Below are 17,423 nucleotides of genomic sequence, written 5' to 3' on the forward strand. Positions count from 1 at the left end.
GCCTGACAATGGCCGGCGCGTCGCCCCGCTCCGGGTGCCGACGCCCCCACCGGCACCACTCAAGGATCTGCGCTCATGAACCACTCCCGCTCCCACGCCCTGTTTTCCCAGGCGCAGAACCTGATGCCCGGGGGCGTCAACTCGCCGGTGCGTGCGTTCAAGTCGGTGGGCGGCGAGCCGTTCTTCGTCGCGCGTGCCGACGGTGCGTACCTGTTTGACGTGGATGGCAACCGCTATATCGACTATGTGGGCTCGTGGGGGCCGATGATTGCCGGCCACAACCACCCGGCCGTGCGCGAAGCGGTGGAACGCGCCATCCGCGATGGCCTGTCGTTCGGCGCCCCCTGCGAGGCCGAGGTGACCATGGCCGAAACCATCACCCGGCTGGTGCCGTCCTGCGAAATGGTGCGGATGGTCAATTCCGGCACCGAAGCCACGCTGTCGGCGATCCGCCTGGCGCGCGGCGCCACCGGGCGCAACCGCATCGTCAAGTTCGAGGGCTGCTACCACGGCCACGGCGACTCGTTCCTGGTCAAGGCCGGCAGCGGCATGCTGACCCTGGGTGTGCCCACCTCGCCGGGCGTGCCGGCAGGCCTGAGCGAGCTCACCGCCACGCTCAGCTTCAATGATTTCGAAGGCGCCACCGCGTTGTTCGACGAGATCGGCGCCGAAGTGGCGGCGGTGATCATCGAGCCGGTGGTCGGCAATGCCAACTGCATTCCGCCGCAGGCCGGCTACCTGCAGCACCTGCGCACGCTGTGCACCCGCCACGGCGCGCTGCTGATCTTCGACGAAGTGATGACCGGCTTCCGTGTGGCGCTGGGCGGCGCACAGGCGCACTACGGCGTGACCCCGGACCTGACCACCTTCGGCAAGATCATCGGCGGCGGCATGCCGGTGGGCGCCTACGGCGGCCGCCGCGACCTGATGGAGCAGATCTCCCCGGCCGGCCCGATCTACCAGGCGGGCACCTTGTCAGGCAACCCGGTGGCAATGGCCGCAGGCCTGGCGATGCTGCAACTGGTGCAGGAACCGGGCTTCCACGCCCGCCTCAGCGAGACCACCAGCCTGTTGTGCGAAGGCCTGGAAGACGCCGCCCGCGCCGCCGGGGTAGCGGTGACCACCAACCAGGTGGGCGGCATGTTCGGGCTGTTCTTCACCGACCAGATCGTGGAGAACTACGCCCAGGCCACCGCCTGCGACGTAACCACCTTCAACCGCTTCTTCCACGCGATGCTGCAGCAGGGCGTGTATCTGGCTCCATCGGCCTACGAGGCGGGCTTCGTGTCCAGCGCCCACGACGAGGCTGTCATCGAGGCGACCCTGGCCGCCGCACGCGAGGCCTTTGCCGACGTCATGCGCTGAGCCCATGCGCGCGGCTGTGACCTGGTCCCACCTTTGCTTTTGTCTTGTGGCTGTCATACCTTGCTGACAGGTGCCAAGGGATGGGCATGGGTGGGGACCCACGAAGCAGCGCAGTGCAGCCGATCTCACCGTTCGCGGTGATCCCGGCGCCGGCGCCGCTGCTTCATCGTGTTGCGCGGCGTGTCGGTTGGCACGCGGCCAACGCTTTGCCACGGCCGCCCTCGCCTCATGCTCAAGCCTGTTGCGTTGCTCACCCCGCGCCCGTCACCGTCGCGCGACCTCACCCTTCCCGATTGGCTGCTCGCCAGCAAGCTGGAGCCGCCGTTGCCGCGTGCCGGCGCGGTTGTGCGTGGCGGCCTGCTGGCCGTGCTGGATCAGGCGCAGGCGCGGCCGCTGACCCTGCTGCTGGCACCGCCCGGCTTCGGCAAGAGCACGCTGCTGACGCAGTGGCACGCGCAGCTGCTGGCGCGCGAGCCGGCCGCCGTGGCATGGCTGTCGCTGGATGAAGAAGACGCCGAGCCCGCGCGCTTTCTCGGCCACCTTGCGCTTGCCCTGCAAGGGGCCGGTGCGGACCCTGCCCTGTGTGCGCCAGCCCTGCACGGCCGCGACCATGATCCGCGCGACGCACTCAACTCACTGATCCGCGCCCTGCGCGCGGCACCGCGCCGCATCAGCGTGATCCTGGACGACTACGACCGCCCCGGCGGCAGCGCGATCGACGAGCTGGTGTTGCGGCTGATCGAACACGCCGGTGGCCGCCTGCACCTGCTGTTGTCCACCCGCCGCGTTCCCGGCCTGCCACTGGCGCGGCTGGAATTGCAGGCCCAGCTCACGCGCGTCGGCAGCAGCGAACTGGCGCTGGACGAGGACGAAGCACAGGCGCTTCTGGGTGCGCAGGTGGCGGCCCCGGTGGTGGACGAACTACGCCGCTATACCGAAGGCTGGCCGGTCGCCCTGCATCTGGCCCGGCTGTGGCTGGAAGGCGGCGCGCAACGCCAGCAGGAAGTGGCCACGCGGTTTTCCGGGCGCAATGCGCAGATTGCGGCATATCTGGCCGAACAGGTGGTCAACGACCTGGATGCGGACACGCGCGACCTGCTGCTGCGCACCAGCCCACTGGAGCGCGTCAACGCAGCACTGGCCGATGCGGTGCGCCAGCGCGACGACAGTGGCCGGCTGCTGGCTGGGCTGGAACATTTCCATGGCTTGCTGATCCCGCTGGATGGCGAGCGCGAATGGTTCCGCTACCACCCGTTGTTCGCCGATTTCCTGCAGCAGTTGCTCGATCGCGAACATCCCGCCGGCGCGCTGCAGATTCATCAGCGTGCGGCGCGCTGGTTCGGCGAACACCAGTACCTGTCCGACGCGGTCCGCCACGCCTCGCGCGGCGAATGCGGCGACCTGGCCGCCAGCTACGTGGCACGCGCCGGCACCTGGCAGTTGCTGCTCACCCATGGCACCCATCAGGTGCGTGCGCTGCTGCGCCACTTCGACCACCGCACCATCCGCGACACGCCTGCGCTGAATCTCACCCAGGCGCATCTGCACATGAAGCTGGGCGAGTTCAGTCATGCCCGGCTGCTGCTGGAGCGCTTCCGCGATTTTCCCGCCGCGCTGCGCGAGCCGTTGCAACGCGACTACACCGTGGTGGTGGCAGCACTGCGCGAGCGGCTGGATGAAATCTGCGGCAACCCGCATGGCCTGACCCAGATCGCGGGCCAGGCGGCCGCGCTGGACGAAGACGACCATCTTGGCCGCGGCATGCTGCTGTGCATCTGCGCCACCACCGCACTCGCGCAAGGTGGCTTCGCGCTGGCCGAGCGCTATGCGCATGGCGCGCGCGAGGCCATGGGACGCGGCGGCAGCGAGCTCGGCACCGGTCATGCACTGCTGGTGCTGGGGCAGAGTTTTTTCTATCGCGGCCGGCTGGGCGATGCCGAGGCGTGTTATCAGCAGGCACTGAACGGCTGCCTGCGTGCGCCGCAGCCAGACCGCGTCCTGCAGGCCACCGCACACTGCCTGCTGGCGCAACTGCATTACGAACGCGGGCACCACGACGATGCCGCCGACCTGCTGCATCCGGCGCTGGACATTCTGGAGCAGCACGACGGCAGCACCGACGTGCTGGCCGCCGGCTACGACACCGCGCTGGGGCTGGAGCGCCTGCGCGATCACAGTGGCCGCAGCGCGGCCGCTTTGCTGGAACACGTGGAGCAGATCGCCCACGGGCGCAAGCTCGCACGCCTGTCCGAACTGGCCGCCGCCTGGCGCTTGATGGTGATGCTGGAGCACCCGGGCAACGCCGCCATCGATGTGCTGATTGCACGCACCGGCGGCGAATCCGGGCTGGCGCATACCCTGCGCTCGCCGCACCGCTGGCGCGACCGTGCAGCGATGGGATTCGCGCTCGCGCGCTGGCATCGTTTGGCCGGCCGCAGCAGCGCGGCGCTGACCATCCTCGGCCAGATCGAACAGGCCTGCCTTGCCAGCGACAACCTCTGCCACCTGGCACGCACCCGCGCACGCATCGCCCTGGTGCTGCAACAGCGCGGCGAACTGGCCGCGGCATTGCCGTATCTGTACAGCGCGCTGGATCACGTTGCGCTGACCCGCAGCTGGCAAGCCATTGCAGAGCTGGGGCTGCCGGCAAAAGCGATGCTGCGCTCGCTACGCCAGCACGACCCGCAGACCGTGGGCGGCACCACCCGCGCGCTCACCATCCAGGCCTTGCTGGACAGGCTCAGTGGCGACGACGATCCGGCCAACGATCTGTTTAGCGAACGCGAACTGGAAGTGCTTGCGCAACTGGCGCGCGGCTATTCCAACAAGCAGATCGCACGCTGCCTGCACCTGTCGGAAAACACCGTCAAATTTCACTTGAAGAACGTGTACCGCAAGCTCGATGCACGCAGCCGCGAAGGTGCACTGGCGCAGGCCTTGCAGCGCGGCTTGTTGCGCGAGATGGACCCACCAACAGGGCCAACCACCCCCTGAGTTCAGCCGCGCATCACAGCCGTGGCTGGATGCGCGACAGGCGTAGAGCGATGCAGCGCGTGCACTGCATCACCCGAAGCGCAGCGTGCCCTTCATCATGGCCCAGTGGCCGGGGAACGAGCAGAAAAACGTATACGCGCCGCCCTTGCTCAGCTTGCTGGTCGGGAAGGTCACCGTGGCGGTTTCCCCAGCGCCGATCACCTTGGTGTGCGCGATCACGCGCGCATCGGCCTTGGGCAGGTAGCTGTCGGCGATGGTGGAGCGCACGCCGGCGTTGGCCACGGCCTGGAAGTCATCGCTCTTGGTCAACACCCAGTTGTGCCCCATCACCGTGGCGGCAAGTTTGCCGGAGTGCTTGAGCGTCACGGCGACTTCGGTGCAATCGGGAGCGATCGTGATCGTGCTCTGGTCGAATTTCATCTGGTCGGTTCCGGTGATGGTCACCGCACAGGTCTTCGCCCACGCTGATGGTGCCAATGACACCAGCGCAAGCACGGCAATGGTCGAAAGCAGCTTCAAGGACACACTCCTGCAAAAAGGGTTGCGCGCTGCCCGGCCACGTAGATGCCGGTGCCGGATGCCTGACGCGGCGCGCATGCGTCGGCGCCGTCAGAGTACCGCGAGCAGGCAGGCGGCAGACAACCCCTGCCCGATGTTTTTGTCGCACGCGGCGCCCTGCGCTAGGCGTAGCGGAAGAAGGCGTCCATCGGCGTCTGTACGCTTGCGGTGGCGTCGGGCAGCGGCAACGGGCCACGTTTGCCGGCCATGACCTGCACGAAGGCCTGCTTGAAGCGCGCCATCTCCTCGGGCGTGCCCACCGTGATCCGCGACCAGGTGGGCCACACTGGCCAGCTGCGGCCGATGAATACACCGAAGGTGGCCATGGCGTCCTTGAAGCCGGCCGCGGGCTGTTTTACATCGACCATGAAGCAGTTGCTTTCCGAGGCGGTGCAGGCATAGCCCTGCTTGGTGAGGAAGTCGATGACATCGGTGCGGGTGGCCGCGGTGCGTGCGCGCCGTTGCGGCACCACCGTGGCATCGCGCAGGCTGGCCAGGCCCGCTGCGGCCGCGGTCACAGGCAGGCTGTTGACGCTGTAGAACATCAGCTTGGCCAGCAGGTCCGGGCGTGCTGCCGCATAGCCCAGGCGGATGCCGGCCATGCCGTAGAGCTTGGAGAAGGTGCGCAGTACCACCACGTCTTCTCCGGCGGCCACCATGTCCACTACGCTGCGGGTGCTCTGCGCGAAATGGATGTAGGCCTCGTCCACCACCAAAATGCTGCCCTTGGGCTTGTGCGCCAGCGCGTAGTCCAGATCCTTGCGTGCGGTCACCGAGCCGGTGGGATTGTTGGGGTTGCAGATGTAGATCACGCCAGCGTTGGCATCGGCTGCGCACATCGCCTGCACGTCGTGCGAAAAGTCCTTGCGCAACGGCACCTTGACCAGCTTGGCGCCGTTGCGGGACGCAGCGCGCCAGCCGGATTCGTAGGTGGGGTCGGCGGTGACCAGCGCGGCACTGGGCGAGGTGAAGGCCAGCATCGTGTAGTCCAGCGGTTCGGTAGAACCGGCGTAGGCCATCAGGTGGTTCACCGGCAGCTTGAGCTCAGCGGCCAGGGTGGTCATCAGCTCCATCTGCAGCTCACGCAGATACCGCCCACCCTGCGGCGCAATCTGGGTGATTGCCTTGATCGCCGCGGCACACGGGCCATCGGGAAACTCGTTGGAGCCGATCATCACCGGCGCCAAGGCGCCCGCTGTGGCAGGCGCAATGGCAGCCGAGCGTTCGGCGGCGCCGGCCAGCAGCGGCAGGGCGCTCCCGGCGGCACCGGCGAACAGGGCGGAATCACGCAGAAACCTGCGGCGCGACAGAGCGGTATGCATGGTGAACCTCCAGCAAGGCGACAAAGACGAACTCAAGGACGCACGGCAACCACTTCGATCTCTACCCGGTACAACGGGTTGCCCAGCGCGGCGATCTGAAACGCCGAGCGCGCCGGCAGATTGGGCTGCTCCTTGGTGCCGAAATACTGCCGGTAGCCCTCCATGAATCCGTTGAAATCCATCTTGCCGTCCATGGCCGGATCGCCGACCAGAAACACCTGCATCTTCACCACATCGCCCATCCCCAGGCCCAGCGATTCCAGCTGCTGCTTGATCTGCGCAAGCACGCTGATGGTCTGCGCCTTGGTATCGCCGTAGGCGGCGGCCGAGCCCTTCGGCGCTGTGGTGTCCACCACCGCCGGCACCTTGCCGCTGACATACACGGTGGCCTTGCCGGCCGGTACCTCCACGGCCGCGGCAATCGGGAAATCGCTATTGGGAATCTTGTGGCGGATCACCTCGGCGGCCTGTGCGGCGGCCTGTGCGGCGGCAACACTTCCACACAACAGCACGGCGGCAGTGGCGGCAGTGGCGGCAATAATGGCGGGACGGAACATGGCAACTCCTTGCATGAGGAAACGGTCAGTGGCGCAGCAGTTTGACGTCGTCGACAGTAACCACTTCGGCGTGGTCATTACCGAAATGAGTGCGCACATAGCTCACCACTTCGGCCACCTGGCGGTCGGTGAGCATGTCACCGAAACCCGGCATGCCGGCGTGGCCGTCGAGCACCATCATGGTGACGTACGGCGCGGCGGCGAGTTTGGGGTTGCCGGCCAGCGCCGGATATTCGCCCGCCCCCTGCGCCCCAGTGCCGCTGGGCATGTGACAGCCCTGGCACACGGCCTGGTAGACATGCTGGCCAGACGCGGTGGCAAAGCCTTTCTGCGGATACAGCGCGGTGGCATCGGAACTCTGCGCGCGTGCATCGTGCAGGCCAGGCGGCAGCAGCAATGCACCGATGCACAGCACCGCTGCCGCAGCGAACACACGGGGAAACAGCGTCATGCGCGAGCTCCTTGGGCAAGCACCTTGCGATGCAGGCGGCCGATGACGTCGTGCGCGGACAAGATCGCGCCCTCCTGCCAGGCCGGGATGTAAGACACGTGCTCGCCGGCCAGGGCCAGGCGGCCATCGATCTGGCACAGCGGCGCGTAGTGCTCGGCGCGTGCGGCCTCGCTCCACATGCCAAAGCACCCATGCGTAAACGGCACACGATGCCAGCCCACTGCAATGCCGGTTTCGAATTCGCGTGGATATTGCGGATGCAATTGCGTGCCGTATTCGACCGCCTTGCGCACACGCTGCTCCGGGGACATCGAGGTGAACTGATAGGCGTCCAGACCCCAGACGTAGGCGCCCAGCAACACACCCTTGCCGGGGCTGTGATAGCCGGTACTGGGATAGCTGATCAGCGTGATCGGCAGATCCGTGTAGCTGATGCCGCCGTAGATCGCCTCGTCCTCTTCCCAGAAGCGGCGCTTGAACTGCAGCCCTACCTTCACCGACGCCGCATACGGCACCTTGCCGATCGCCGTGGTCATCGCATCGCTGGCGGTGACCGGGATGCGGCTCAAGACCGAGAGGGGAATCGTGCAGATGCACCAGTCGGCACTGGCCACCTGTTCGGCGCCACCGCGCGCGGCATCCTGCCAGGACACGCGCACGCCGCTGCTGTCCTGATCAATCCTGGTGACCTTGGCGTTATAGGTGATGGCATTGCCGAGCTGGCGGGCAAACGCCTTGCCGATCTGGTCCATGCCGCCCACCGGCTGGAACATGGTGGTCTGCATTTCGTAGTTATTCCCGGCCGCCAGCGTGGTCCACAGCCGTGACCGCAGCACGTCCTGCACACTGAAGGGATCGGAAAACTCCGGCTTGCCGGACAAACCACCGCCGGGGTAGCGCGCAAAGCCGCGGCGCTCGCTGCTGTCCTTGCCCTTGACGTAGCCAAAGCGTTTGTCGAGCGCGCCCCAGGTGCGCAGCGATTCGAGCAGGATCTGCTGATCCTCGGTGCTCACCAGACTGTCCAGTGCGTGTTGCTGGGTGCACTTGGCCAGCAGTTCGGAGACATGGCCCTTGTAGTCCGCATCGATGGCGCGGAAGCGCTGCGGCTTGCCATCGAAGCCGTACTGGCTGTGCAGCAAGGCGTTGTAGTTGACCTGATTGAACGCCTCCAGCGCTACGCCGAACTGCTTGCAGTAACTCAGTACCGCGCGGTGGTGATGCGGGATCCGCCAGGGGCCGGGATTGAGGTAATGGCCCTCATCGAACTGGCAGTGCTGCGCCGCGCCACCGAGTTCGGTGTAACGGTCGCCGCCGCGCAGTGTCCAGTTCCGGCCGCCCGGGCGGTCGTTGTATTCCAGCACCTGTACGCGGTACCCGGCCTTGCGCAATTCGAACGCCGCCGTCATGCCGGCCAGGCCGGCACCGAGAATCAGCACCGATGCCCCCTTGGCGTCACCATCGAGCTGCAGCGGCCCGGTAAAGGTGGATTCGGCCGCCATGCCCAGGCTGCTCATCGCCTGATACATCATCGCGCCGCCCGCGGTCATGCCGATCCGTGCCAGCAGCTGCCGGCGTGTCATTGCCCCAGTGTGTTTGCCTTGCATCAACGCGTGTTCCCCTGCATGTCATGGACCGGACGCGACCAACTACCGTGCGCTGTGCCTGCGGCGACCGCGTGCACCCTGCCGCACCGCTCGCGCTCGCGGCCGGCAACACAGCCGGCCGCGTTGGCACCGTCAAAATTTGTACGAAAGACTCGCAAACACCTGCCGCGGTGCAATCAGCTGATACGAGCCGGAACTTTCATTCGGGAACACCGCGCCGATCGCCTCGTCCTTGTCGAACAGGTTGTAGACCGACAGTTGCAGCCGGCCGCCGGCCAGAAACCCGTCACTGCCGCCCTGATAGCCGACACTGCCATTGACGATGAAGGTGGCATCCACCTGATCGGTATTGAGCGTGTCGCCGTAGCGCTTGCCGGTATATTTGGTATCCAGGTTGGCGAAGAAATTCTCGCCCTCCCAGCCGCCGTTGACGCTGAACATCACCTTCGGCGAATCCGGCACCTCATTGCCTTCCACCTGCACCAGGCTGCCGCTGACCGGGCCGAAATAGTTGTCCTGGAATTCGGATTTGTTCCAGGTCAGCGAGGCGCCCAGCCGCCAGCCCGGCGCCGGCTTCCACATGCCGGAGACTTCTGCGCCATAGGTCTGCACGTCGCCGACGTTGGCATACACCGTGGGCGCCACGACCAACGGGTCCGGGTCGGTCAACGCGATGATGCGGTTTTCGTAATCGATCTTGTAGGCGGCGATGTAACCGCTCCACTGGCTGGATTCGGCGCGAATGCCGATGTCGATGTTGGTGGATTCTTCCGGCGCGATATCCGGATTGAACGCGCCCGAGGTCAGTGCCAGCCGCGGTGCGGAGCTGAAGTTCTCCGCATAGTTGGCGAACACCTGCACGCCATCGGCCAGCTGGAAACTGGCACCCACCTGCGGCTGGAACCAGTCGCTGTTCTTGATGGTGACATCGCGACGCACGCCGACATTGAAATCGTCGAGATTGGCGATGCCGTTGTAGTCGCGTTTGACATCCAGCCCCTTGGCGCCGAGTTCCAGCGTGAGCCGGTCATCGAGCAGGCGCAGCGTGTCCTTGATGTAGAGCTGCTTCACTTCGGTGGAGAAGTGGTTGTCGTAGTAGATGACGATCGGCAAGGCGCTTTTCAGCAATGCGCCGGTGGCCGGGTCCAGGTTGTACAACGGGCGCACCTGATCGAAATCGTAGTTCTCGTACCAGGCACCGACTTCGAGTTTGTTGTGTTCGGTTTCCCACGACACCGCGGTGGTCGCGCCGTAGCGGTCGCCGCCCATGATTTCCTCGCGCCGGGTCATCGCACCAACGCGGGTCACGTTGCCAGCGGCATCCACAATCTGCGGGTCGTTGATGGCGATATCGGTGCGCCCCGGCGTGCCGGCGATGGCGTCGTTGTACAGGCCCGTCGCCGTGCTCGGCGGAGTTCCGCCAACGCCATAGCCGTGCTTGTTCTCGTAATAGCCGGTGAAGGTGAAGCCGATCGCATCGTTGAACAGAAAATCGCCATGCAGGCTGAGCAAGGAATCGCGGCGGCCGTTCTGCCACTCGCTGTAGTGCTCGGCGTCCACCTCGGGGTTGCCGGTGATGCGTTCGTGCAGGTCCCACGACACCGAGCCATCGGAGTTGTACGACTGCACGTCGTAGTCCTTGCGGTTGTTGTAGATCCAGCCCAGCGTCAGGCTGCCCGCGTCCCAGGCCTGGCGGATCTTGGCTTCGAAGTGATCGCTCTTTTGCGTGGCCGGCTCCATGTCCCACACCCCGCCCTGCGTGCGCGAGGCCGAGACGTAGGCACTCGGGCCACCGTCCCACCACTGCGGCGTATCCAGCCGCACGAAGCTGCGCACCAGATCGTCCGAGCCGATGGTCTGGGTAAGGTTGCCGCTCCAGGTATCGCCGCCCTTCGGTGGCAGGCTGGTGTAGCGGATCGCCCCGCCGAGCGCGTGATAGGAGGGCTGTGTGACATCGCCCGAACCGGCAGACACCGTGACATCCAGCAGGTTTTCGCTGGACACATAGCGGGTGATCGGCCCGCCTTCGCGGGTGTCGAAGGTTTCGATCGGAATCCCATCCAGGGTCACGCCGATCTGGTTGGCGGAAAACCCGCGGATGGTCATCGAATCACCGAACTCGTACAGGCCGAACGGGTCGGTGGTCTGCACATTCACACCCGGCAGGCTGGCCAGCAATTGCTGCGGGGCGACACCGGGCACCTGCGCCTGGATTTCCGCCACCGAGATGGAGGCGGTGGTGCGGGTGGAGCCGGTGCCCACCACACTGACGGCATCGAGCGTGCGTGCTTCCTGTGCAATCGCTGGCAGGCTGGAGGCACCCAGCAACAGTGCCATGGAGGCCGCGGCAGGGCGGCGGGTGAGCGTGGTGAGAGCGGCGGCGACCGAGGTCGCCAGATGGTCGGTCTTCAAGCGCTTGCGCATGCAATCCACCCCTGGAGTCGTGTGACGTGCTGGATGACCGGGAGCTCCCCAACCCGGTTGACACCGCGCTGTGCGGTACAGCTCGACCATACCCAGCACCACCGCAACGCATGCCGCGCGCGGAGGGTAGGGGCGGCGCAGGTGGGTAGGCTGCTATCGAATTCAACTAGATGAAGCTGGAATGTGCCTACCCGTATGCGGGGAGGTGCGCTGCGGTGGTAACGACTTGCCAGCGCATGCACGGATCGACGACGCTGCTGCGTTGCACATCGAACACGGCCATGCCCGCCCCGCGTCCCTCCCTGTTATTGCTCGATTTCGATGGCGTGCTCGCCAGCTATGCGCGGCCCAAACGCATGGCGGCGCTGGCTGCGATGGCCAACTGCACGCCGGCGCAGGTGCACGCCGTGTTGTTCGCGCAGGGGCTGGAGCGCAGCTACGACAGCGGCGACATCGATACGCCCACGTACTTGGCCCGTTTGAGCGATGCACTGGGCCAGCGCATCGATCCTGCGGCCTGGGTGGCGGCACGGGTGGCCGCCTGCCGCGCCGATACATCGGTGGTGGCGCAGGTGCTTGCCGTATCTGCACACACCCCGGTCGCCGTGCTCACCAACAACGGCCCGCTGATGGTCGAGGCGATCGAGCAGATCGTGCCAGCGCTGTTCCCGCTGCTGCGCGGCCGGGTGCTGTGCAGCGGTGCACTGGGCGGCCGCAAGCCCGATGCAGGCGTCTATGCGCGCGCACTCGCGCAGCTGGACGCACGCGCCGCACACACGCTGTTTGTGGATGATTTATTCGTCAACGTGCGCGGCGCACGCGCGGCCGGCCTGGAAGCGGACACTGTGCGTGATGCGCGCGGACTGCGCCGGGTCTTGAAGCGGTATGGGCTGGCGTAGGCGCGGTTGGTGTGTCTCTGCGTCAGAGCGCGACCTAGCGCGTCTGAATGTGTCTGCTAGTCCGCGCCGCAACTTCCCCACGACACGCTGCAGCTTTCCCACTCACTGCAACCAGAGCTGATCGCAGCAAACCGATCGGAGCGGCAGCGGCCAGTCATTGCGCCGCGTCGGTTTTGACATCAGTTGCCAGAGACCAGAGGCATGACGAATTGCACGTACGACGCGATGCGATCAACAGGCACCGCCTCAGCTGCTGCTGAGGCTCGCATCTAAGTAATCTCTCGTGCCGCGATAGAACGCGAGCCAGTGCACCACGCTGGCCGGCGCGGTGCCGGCCACGATGGCGCAGAACGCGCAGTCGCTGCTGTCAGTGCTGCGCAACGTACGCGGCGATCGCCAGGCGCAGGCGTGCCAACCCGTCGGCCAGCTCGGCATCAGTGAGATTCAACGCCGGCACAAAGCGCAGCACGTCCGGGCCGGCCTGCAGCAACAGCAGGCCGTGCGCGGCCGCCAGATCCAGGATCGCGCCCGCCTGGCCAGCATGCGCCGGTGCCAGCACCGCGCCCAGCATCAGGCCACGTCCACGGATCTGCGCAAACACGCCAAACTCGGCATTCAGCGCTTCCAGGCCAGCGCGCAAGGCGGCCGACTGACGCTCCACGTTCTCGGCAATCTGCGGCGAAGCCAGCTTGCGCAATGCGACCCGCGCCACCGCCGCCGCCAGCGGGTTGCCGCCGAAGGTGGTGCCGTGCGCGCCGAACTGCATGGTCTCGGCCACTTTCGGCCCGGCCAGCATCGCGCCGATCGGGAACCCGCCGCCCAGCGCCTTGGCCAGGGTGACGATGTCCGGGGTGACCTGCTCCTGCCAATGCGCGAACAGGCTGCCGGTGCGGCCCATGCCGCACTGGATCTCGTCCAGCACCAGCAGTGCGTCGTGCTGGTCGCACAGCGCGCGCACGCGGGCAAGAAAGCCCGGTGCGGCCGGCATCACCCCGCCCTCGCCCTGGATCGGCTCCAGCATCACCGCCGCCACATCGCCGCTGGCCATGGCGCTTTCCAGCGCCGGCACATCGTTGAAATCCACGTAACGAAATCCGCCCGGCAACGGCTCGTAGCCTTCCTGGTATTTGGGCTGTGCGGTGGCGGTGACCGAGGCCAGCGTACGGCCGTGGAAACTGCCGCGGAAGGTGACGATCACCCGCTTGTCGGCCGGCCGGCCCTGGCTGCTGGCCCACTTGCGCACCAGCTTGATCGCCGCCTCGTTGGCCTCGGTGCCGGAGTTGCACAGGAACACCTTCTGCGCAAAGCGCGACGCGGTGACCAGTGCTTCGGCCAGCTTCAGCGGCGGCGCGCTGAAGAACACGTTGCTGGTGTGCCACAGCTTGCCGGCCTGCTCGGTGAGCGCGGCCATCAGGTCCGGATCGTTGTGCCCCAGCCCGCTGACCGCGATGCCGGAGGACAGATCCAGATATTCGCGGCCCTGGTCGTCCCACACGCGACTGCCCTGGCCACGCTCCAGCACCACCTGACGCGGGCGGTACACCGGCAGGTAGTAATGCGCGAGGGACAGGGGCGAATCGGCAGCGGTGCTCATGATGGCGGGGTCGCGGAAGCGGAGGGAGACCGGCATTCTCGCGCATTCGCCGGCCTGCGGCACAATGCACGCATGCGACCGCTTTCCGACCCCCAGCTCAATCCCGCCACCGCCGACGGTTGGCGTCGCCGGTGGTTCGACATCATCTACCGCCACGACACCCGCCCGTCGCGCAATTTCGACCTGCTGCTGGTGGTCACCATCCTCACCAGCGTGGTGGTGATCATGATCGACAGCGTGCCGCGCATCCACGCGCAGTCCGCGCACTGGCTGGTGCCGCTGGAATGGGCGTTTACGGTGGTGTTCACCATCGAATACGCACTGCGCCTGGCGGTGGTGCGGCGCCCGCTGCGCTATGCGCTGAGCATCTGGGGCGTGATCGACCTGCTCTCGATCCTGCCCAGCTACCTGTCGTTCTTCGTGCCCGGCGCGCAGACGCTGCTGGTGGTGCGCGTGCTGCGCATCCTGCGGCTGTTCCGCATCCTCAAGCTCACCCGCTACGTGGAAGAAAGCGGCCAGTTGCTCGATGCGCTGTGGCGCAGCCGGCGCAAGGTGCTGGTGTTCCTGTTCACGGTACTCACCATCACCGTGATCGCCGGCGCCACGATGTATGTGATCGAAGGGCCGCAGCACGGCTTCACCAGCATCCCGACCAGCATGTACTGGGCCATCGTCACCATGGCCACGGTGGGCTTTGGCGACCTCGTTCCGCAGACCACGCTCGGCCGCTTCGTGACCTCGGCGCTGATTTTGATCGGCTACAGCATCATCGCCGTGCCGACCGGCATCTACACCGCCGAACTGGCCAGCAATCTGCGGCGCAAGGACGACGCCCAGCACCACGACGCGCGCGGCTGCCCGGCCTGCGGGCTGGAAGGTCACGAGCCCGACGCACGGTTCTGCCGGCAATGTGCCGGGCCACTCCCTGCTGCGTTCACTCACTGAGGCAAACGCGCACGCGGTGAGGTGTGCCGCCGCAAGCGACGACATCTGCGTGTGCGCGCCTGCTGTACTGGCGGCAGCGTGTGCTGTTACTCCAGCGCAATTGCCGCGCCACTTCATGTGACGATGCGGGGCCACGCCGTCATCCATGACGGCCGCTGCCAGACAAAGTGGACATGCCTGCAACAAAAAGAACGCGCCCATTTCATCAGGCGCGTCCTCGCCCAACTCAGCGCGTCATGCGGTTACTCATGTCGATCAGGTCGTTGTAACTCGCCAGCAGCGCCTGCCGCGTGCCGGCCGGCGGCAGCGAGCTGTTGCTCTCCAGCAACATCTGGTCGCTGCGGCTCAACGGCTCGTTGTTGCGCACGCGTTCGATGCGGCGCGCCGCCACGCTGACCAGCTTGTCGGCGGAGCGTTCCATATGGCCCCACATCGGGTCGCCGTCGCCGATCTTGGCCTTCTGCGCCTCTTCCAGGATGCCCTGGTAAGTGCTCAGCTGCGTTTGCGCGGCGGCCAGGTCCGGCGTGTCGCTATTGAGCGTGGTCACCAGCTGCTTGCCTTCGCCGATGATCTTCAGGTGGTACCAGGCGGCGCTGCGGCCTTCGTCCTTTTCAATCGCATCGAGCTGCTGCTTGCGGCGTTGATCTTCGTTGCGCTCCAGCGCCGCGTCCATGGCCTCGCCAGCCTCAAAGAACGCGCTGTAGGCCTGCATCAGCGGTGCGTGCAGCGACTGCATGCCTTTGGCGTCATCACGCCGATAGTCCTCGCGGTCGTAATAACGCGCGGCCTCTTCGATGCGCTCGTTGAGCGCGGTGAAGCGCTGCTGGTAGGCCTTGGCCGCCGGATCCAGCTGCGCATTAGCCGGTTGCTGCGCCAGCGCGGCGGTCATGGGCGCGCCGCAGGCTTCGACCCGATGCGACAACACCGTGCCCGGGCCGCGGATCTGCGATTCCTTGCCGGTCGGGCCCGCCTCCGGGTCTTTCATCCAGCCGATGTATTGCTGGTAGCTTTCGTGCAGTGGCTGCTCCACCGCGTTGAAACACGCGATGTAGGCATTGATCTTGTCGGCGCCTTCCACGGCAGCGGCGGCGGTGTCGCCCTTGTGGCAACCGGCGAGCAGCGCGGCGCATGCAATTGCCGTGGCGAGTGGCGCAAGGCGGGAGTGCGGGGTCATGAGAGCTCCATGGGGTTGATGTAGGAATGCGCGATGCGATGGCCACAGTGGGCGGACGTAGTGTCCCCACCGATGAGGCCGTGATTGGATGGCGGTGCATGCTTCATGGCGTGCACGCGTTTAGCGCGGGCATGTGGATTGCCGGTGCGGCAGTGCCATGCACGCCCGACCGGTGGGTTGCCGAAAGGGGAGCGCTGAAGATTCGCTGCAGGCCCAGGCTGCCGAGCGCATGCCGATCCACGAGGTCGTCAGGGCCGACGCGGCCACAAGGTAAACGCCAGCGCCCTTGATGGGCCGGCCGCGGCGAGATCTGCCGTGAATGTCTGGGTTCAACAGAGGCATCCGTCCGCGTGCACGTCTCGCGCAGCAGCTCGGTGGGCCGCAGCCTGACCGAAGAACGCACCGGCTGCGTCTGCTACAACCGTGCGCTCGCATGCGCAACGGGGCCGCCGCGTTGGGCTGCCGAACGGAGAGACCATCGGGCTGACAGGCCGCTGCCCTGCCTGCGCCGCAGCCATGACGCCCACGGATACCCCAACGACGGCTCCTTTCCCAAGCACGCACACCGGCACACATCCTTGTTGAAAACGATTTCAGCCGCACACGATAGCAAACGCGGCCGTGAACCCGCCGTGGTCACTCCAGAAACAGATCCGGTAGCAGCGCACGCTGCGGGTCCACGGCGTAGCCGGAAAGATCGGTAATGCCGGCCTGTGCCAGCACTTCGTCATCGATCAGGAACTGGCCATGAAACCCGGCCGCCTCTCGCGTCAGCACCGCATGCGCGGCATCGGCCATGATCTCGGGCCGGCGGCAGGCGGCCGCGTCCACGCCGGGGAGCATGTTAATCGCATCGGTGGCAATCACCGTGCGCGGCCATAGTGCGTTGATGGCCACGCCCTGCGGCCCGAACTCGGCGGCCAGCCCCAGGGTGACCAGGCTCATCCCCATCTTGGCCAGCGTGTAGCCGGTATGCGCGCCCCACCATGCCGGATTCAACGACGGCGGCGGCGCCAGCGTGAGGATGTGCGGGTTGGGTGCCTGCAACAGATGCGGCAGACACGCCTGCGCGCAGACGAAGCTGCCGCGCGCGTTCACCTGTTGCATCAGGTCGAAGCGTTTCATCGGCGTGTCCAGGGTCCCGCGCAACCAAATCGCGCTGGCGTTATTGACCAGGATGTCGATGCCGCCGAAGGTGTCCACGGTTGCGGCCACCGCCGCGCGCACCTGGTCTTCTTCGCGGATGTCGCACTTGAGCGCCAGCCCCTGCCCGCCCGCCGCGTTGACCGCTGCCGCCGCGCTGTGGATGGTGCCCGGCAACTTGGGATTGGCCACCGCCGACTTGGCCGCAATGGCCACGTTCGCGCCATCGCGCGCCGCACGCAACGCAATCGCCAGGCCAATCCCCCGCGAAGCACCGGTGATGAACAGGGTTTTGCCGGATAACGTCATGGGATTAGGGAGTCGAGATTGGGGATTGGCAAAAGCTTACAGCGCACGGCACTACGCCCTGACGAATCCCCAATCCCGAATGCC

The 17,423-nt window shown here is 66.3% G+C and carries 13 protein-coding genes; 4 read left to right on the forward strand and 9 right to left on the reverse strand.

Going from position 1 to position 17,423, the window contains the following annotated elements:
* The first annotated feature begins 75 nt into the window (after positions 1–75).
* Together hemL and ACCQ01_RS18025 are read left to right on the forward strand one after the other, a co-directional pair.
* Positions 76–1,365, forward strand: coding sequence for a glutamate-1-semialdehyde 2,1-aminomutase (gene hemL / locus ACCQ01_RS18020; protein ID WP_014508850.1), 1,290 nt, complete (start codon positions 76–78; stop codon positions 1,363–1,365).
* Positions 1,366–1,593: 228 nt separating this feature from the next.
* Positions 1,594–4,359, forward strand: coding sequence for a winged helix-turn-helix domain-containing protein (locus ACCQ01_RS18025; protein ID WP_228431172.1), 2,766 nt, complete (start codon positions 1,594–1,596; stop codon positions 4,357–4,359).
* 69 nt (positions 4,360–4,428) lie between these two features.
* On the opposite strand, the gene azu is transcribed toward ACCQ01_RS18025, so the two are convergent.
* The 6 genes from azu to ACCQ01_RS18055 form a co-directional block, all read right to left on the reverse strand.
* Positions 4,429–4,878, reverse strand: coding sequence for an azurin (azu, locus tag ACCQ01_RS18030; protein WP_228431175.1), 450 nt, complete (start codon positions 4,876–4,878; stop codon positions 4,429–4,431).
* A gap of 161 nt (positions 4,879–5,039) precedes the next feature.
* Positions 5,040–6,239, reverse strand: coding sequence for a pyridoxal phosphate-dependent aminotransferase (locus ACCQ01_RS18035; RefSeq protein ID WP_228431177.1), 1,200 nt, complete (start codon positions 6,237–6,239; stop codon positions 5,040–5,042).
* A gap of 32 nt (positions 6,240–6,271) precedes the next feature.
* Positions 6,272–6,796: a RidA family protein gene (locus tag ACCQ01_RS18040; protein ID WP_228431179.1), complete on the reverse strand. Its 525-nt coding sequence runs from the start codon at positions 6,794–6,796 to the stop codon at positions 6,272–6,274.
* 25 nt (positions 6,797–6,821) lie between these two features.
* On the reverse strand, positions 6,822–7,247 hold the full coding sequence (locus tag ACCQ01_RS18045; RefSeq protein ID WP_076038404.1) for a c-type cytochrome: 426 nt from the start codon (positions 7,245–7,247) through the stop codon (positions 6,822–6,824).
* Positions 7,244–8,851, reverse strand: a complete 1,608-nt coding sequence (locus ACCQ01_RS18050) for an NAD(P)/FAD-dependent oxidoreductase (protein ID WP_228431181.1) — start codon at positions 8,849–8,851, stop codon at positions 7,244–7,246. Before ACCQ01_RS18050 ends, ACCQ01_RS18045 begins: the two co-directional genes overlap by 4 nt.
* 132 nt (positions 8,852–8,983) lie before the next feature.
* Positions 8,984–11,263, reverse strand: a complete 2,280-nt coding sequence (locus ACCQ01_RS18055; protein WP_228431420.1) for a TonB-dependent receptor — start codon at positions 11,261–11,263, stop codon at positions 8,984–8,986.
* A 293-nt stretch (positions 11,264–11,556) separates the two neighbouring features.
* Between ACCQ01_RS18055 and ACCQ01_RS18060 the strand changes: the two genes are divergently transcribed.
* Positions 11,557–12,174, forward strand: a complete 618-nt coding sequence (locus ACCQ01_RS18060) for an HAD-IA family hydrolase (protein ID WP_228431183.1) — start codon at positions 11,557–11,559, stop codon at positions 12,172–12,174.
* 367 nt (positions 12,175–12,541) lie between these two features.
* On the opposite strand, the gene ACCQ01_RS18065 is transcribed toward ACCQ01_RS18060, so the two are convergent.
* Complete coding sequence (locus tag ACCQ01_RS18065) at positions 12,542–13,768, reverse strand: acetylornithine transaminase (protein ID WP_228431421.1); 1,227 nt, start codon at positions 13,766–13,768, stop codon at positions 12,542–12,544.
* Positions 13,769–13,840: 72 nt separating this feature from the next.
* On the opposite strand from ACCQ01_RS18065, the gene ACCQ01_RS18070 reads away from it, so the two are divergent.
* Complete coding sequence (locus tag ACCQ01_RS18070; protein WP_223646524.1) at positions 13,841–14,713, forward strand: ion transporter; 873 nt, start codon at positions 13,841–13,843, stop codon at positions 14,711–14,713.
* A 226-nt stretch (positions 14,714–14,939) separates the two neighbouring features.
* Here the strand turns inward: ACCQ01_RS18070 and ACCQ01_RS18075 are convergent, their stop codons facing one another.
* Together ACCQ01_RS18075 and ACCQ01_RS18080 are read right to left on the reverse strand one after the other, a co-directional pair.
* Positions 14,940–15,887 (reverse strand): YiiG family protein, encoded by a 948-nt coding sequence (locus ACCQ01_RS18075; RefSeq protein ID WP_228431185.1) that lies wholly within the window; start codon positions 15,885–15,887, stop codon positions 14,940–14,942.
* 636 nt (positions 15,888–16,523) lie between these two features.
* The gene (locus ACCQ01_RS18080; protein ID WP_011038387.1) at positions 16,524–17,339 is read right to left on the reverse strand and encodes an SDR family oxidoreductase; all 816 of its coding nucleotides are present in this window, start codon (positions 17,337–17,339) and stop codon (positions 16,524–16,526) included.
* Positions 17,340–17,423 lie beyond the last annotated feature (84 nt).

The organism is Xanthomonas sp. NCPPB 4037 (genome assembly GCF_041475695.2).
GTDB lineage: Bacteria > Pseudomonadota > Gammaproteobacteria > Xanthomonadales > Xanthomonadaceae > Xanthomonas > Xanthomonas campestris.

Coding starts and splice junctions, on each gene's coding strand:
- ACCQ01_RS18050 (WP_228431181.1), bottom strand. CDS start 8,851: ATGCAAGGCAAACACACTGGGGCAATGACACGCCGGCAGCTGCTGGCA.
- ACCQ01_RS18070 (WP_223646524.1), top strand. CDS start 13,841: ATGCGACCGCTTTCCGACCCCCAGCTCAATCCCGCCACCGCCGACGGT.
- ACCQ01_RS18040 (WP_228431179.1), bottom strand. CDS start 6,796: ATGTTCCGTCCCGCCATTATTGCCGCCACTGCCGCCACTGCCGCCGTG.
- ACCQ01_RS18025 (WP_228431172.1), top strand. CDS start 1,594: ATGCTCAAGCCTGTTGCGTTGCTCACCCCGCGCCCGTCACCGTCGCGC.
- hemL (WP_014508850.1), top strand. CDS start 76: ATGAACCACTCCCGCTCCCACGCCCTGTTTTCCCAGGCGCAGAACCTG.
- ACCQ01_RS18065 (WP_228431421.1), bottom strand. CDS start 13,768: ATGAGCACCGCTGCCGATTCGCCCCTGTCCCTCGCGCATTACTACCTG.
- ACCQ01_RS18080 (WP_011038387.1), bottom strand. CDS start 17,339: ATGACGTTATCCGGCAAAACCCTGTTCATCACCGGTGCTTCGCGGGGG.
- ACCQ01_RS18060 (WP_228431183.1), top strand. CDS start 11,557: ATGCCCGCCCCGCGTCCCTCCCTGTTATTGCTCGATTTCGATGGCGTG.
- ACCQ01_RS18045 (WP_076038404.1), bottom strand. CDS start 7,247: ATGACGCTGTTTCCCCGTGTGTTCGCTGCGGCAGCGGTGCTGTGCATC.
- ACCQ01_RS18075 (WP_228431185.1), bottom strand. CDS start 15,887: ATGACCCCGCACTCCCGCCTTGCGCCACTCGCCACGGCAATTGCATGC.
- ACCQ01_RS18035 (WP_228431177.1), bottom strand. CDS start 6,239: ATGCATACCGCTCTGTCGCGCCGCAGGTTTCTGCGTGATTCCGCCCTG.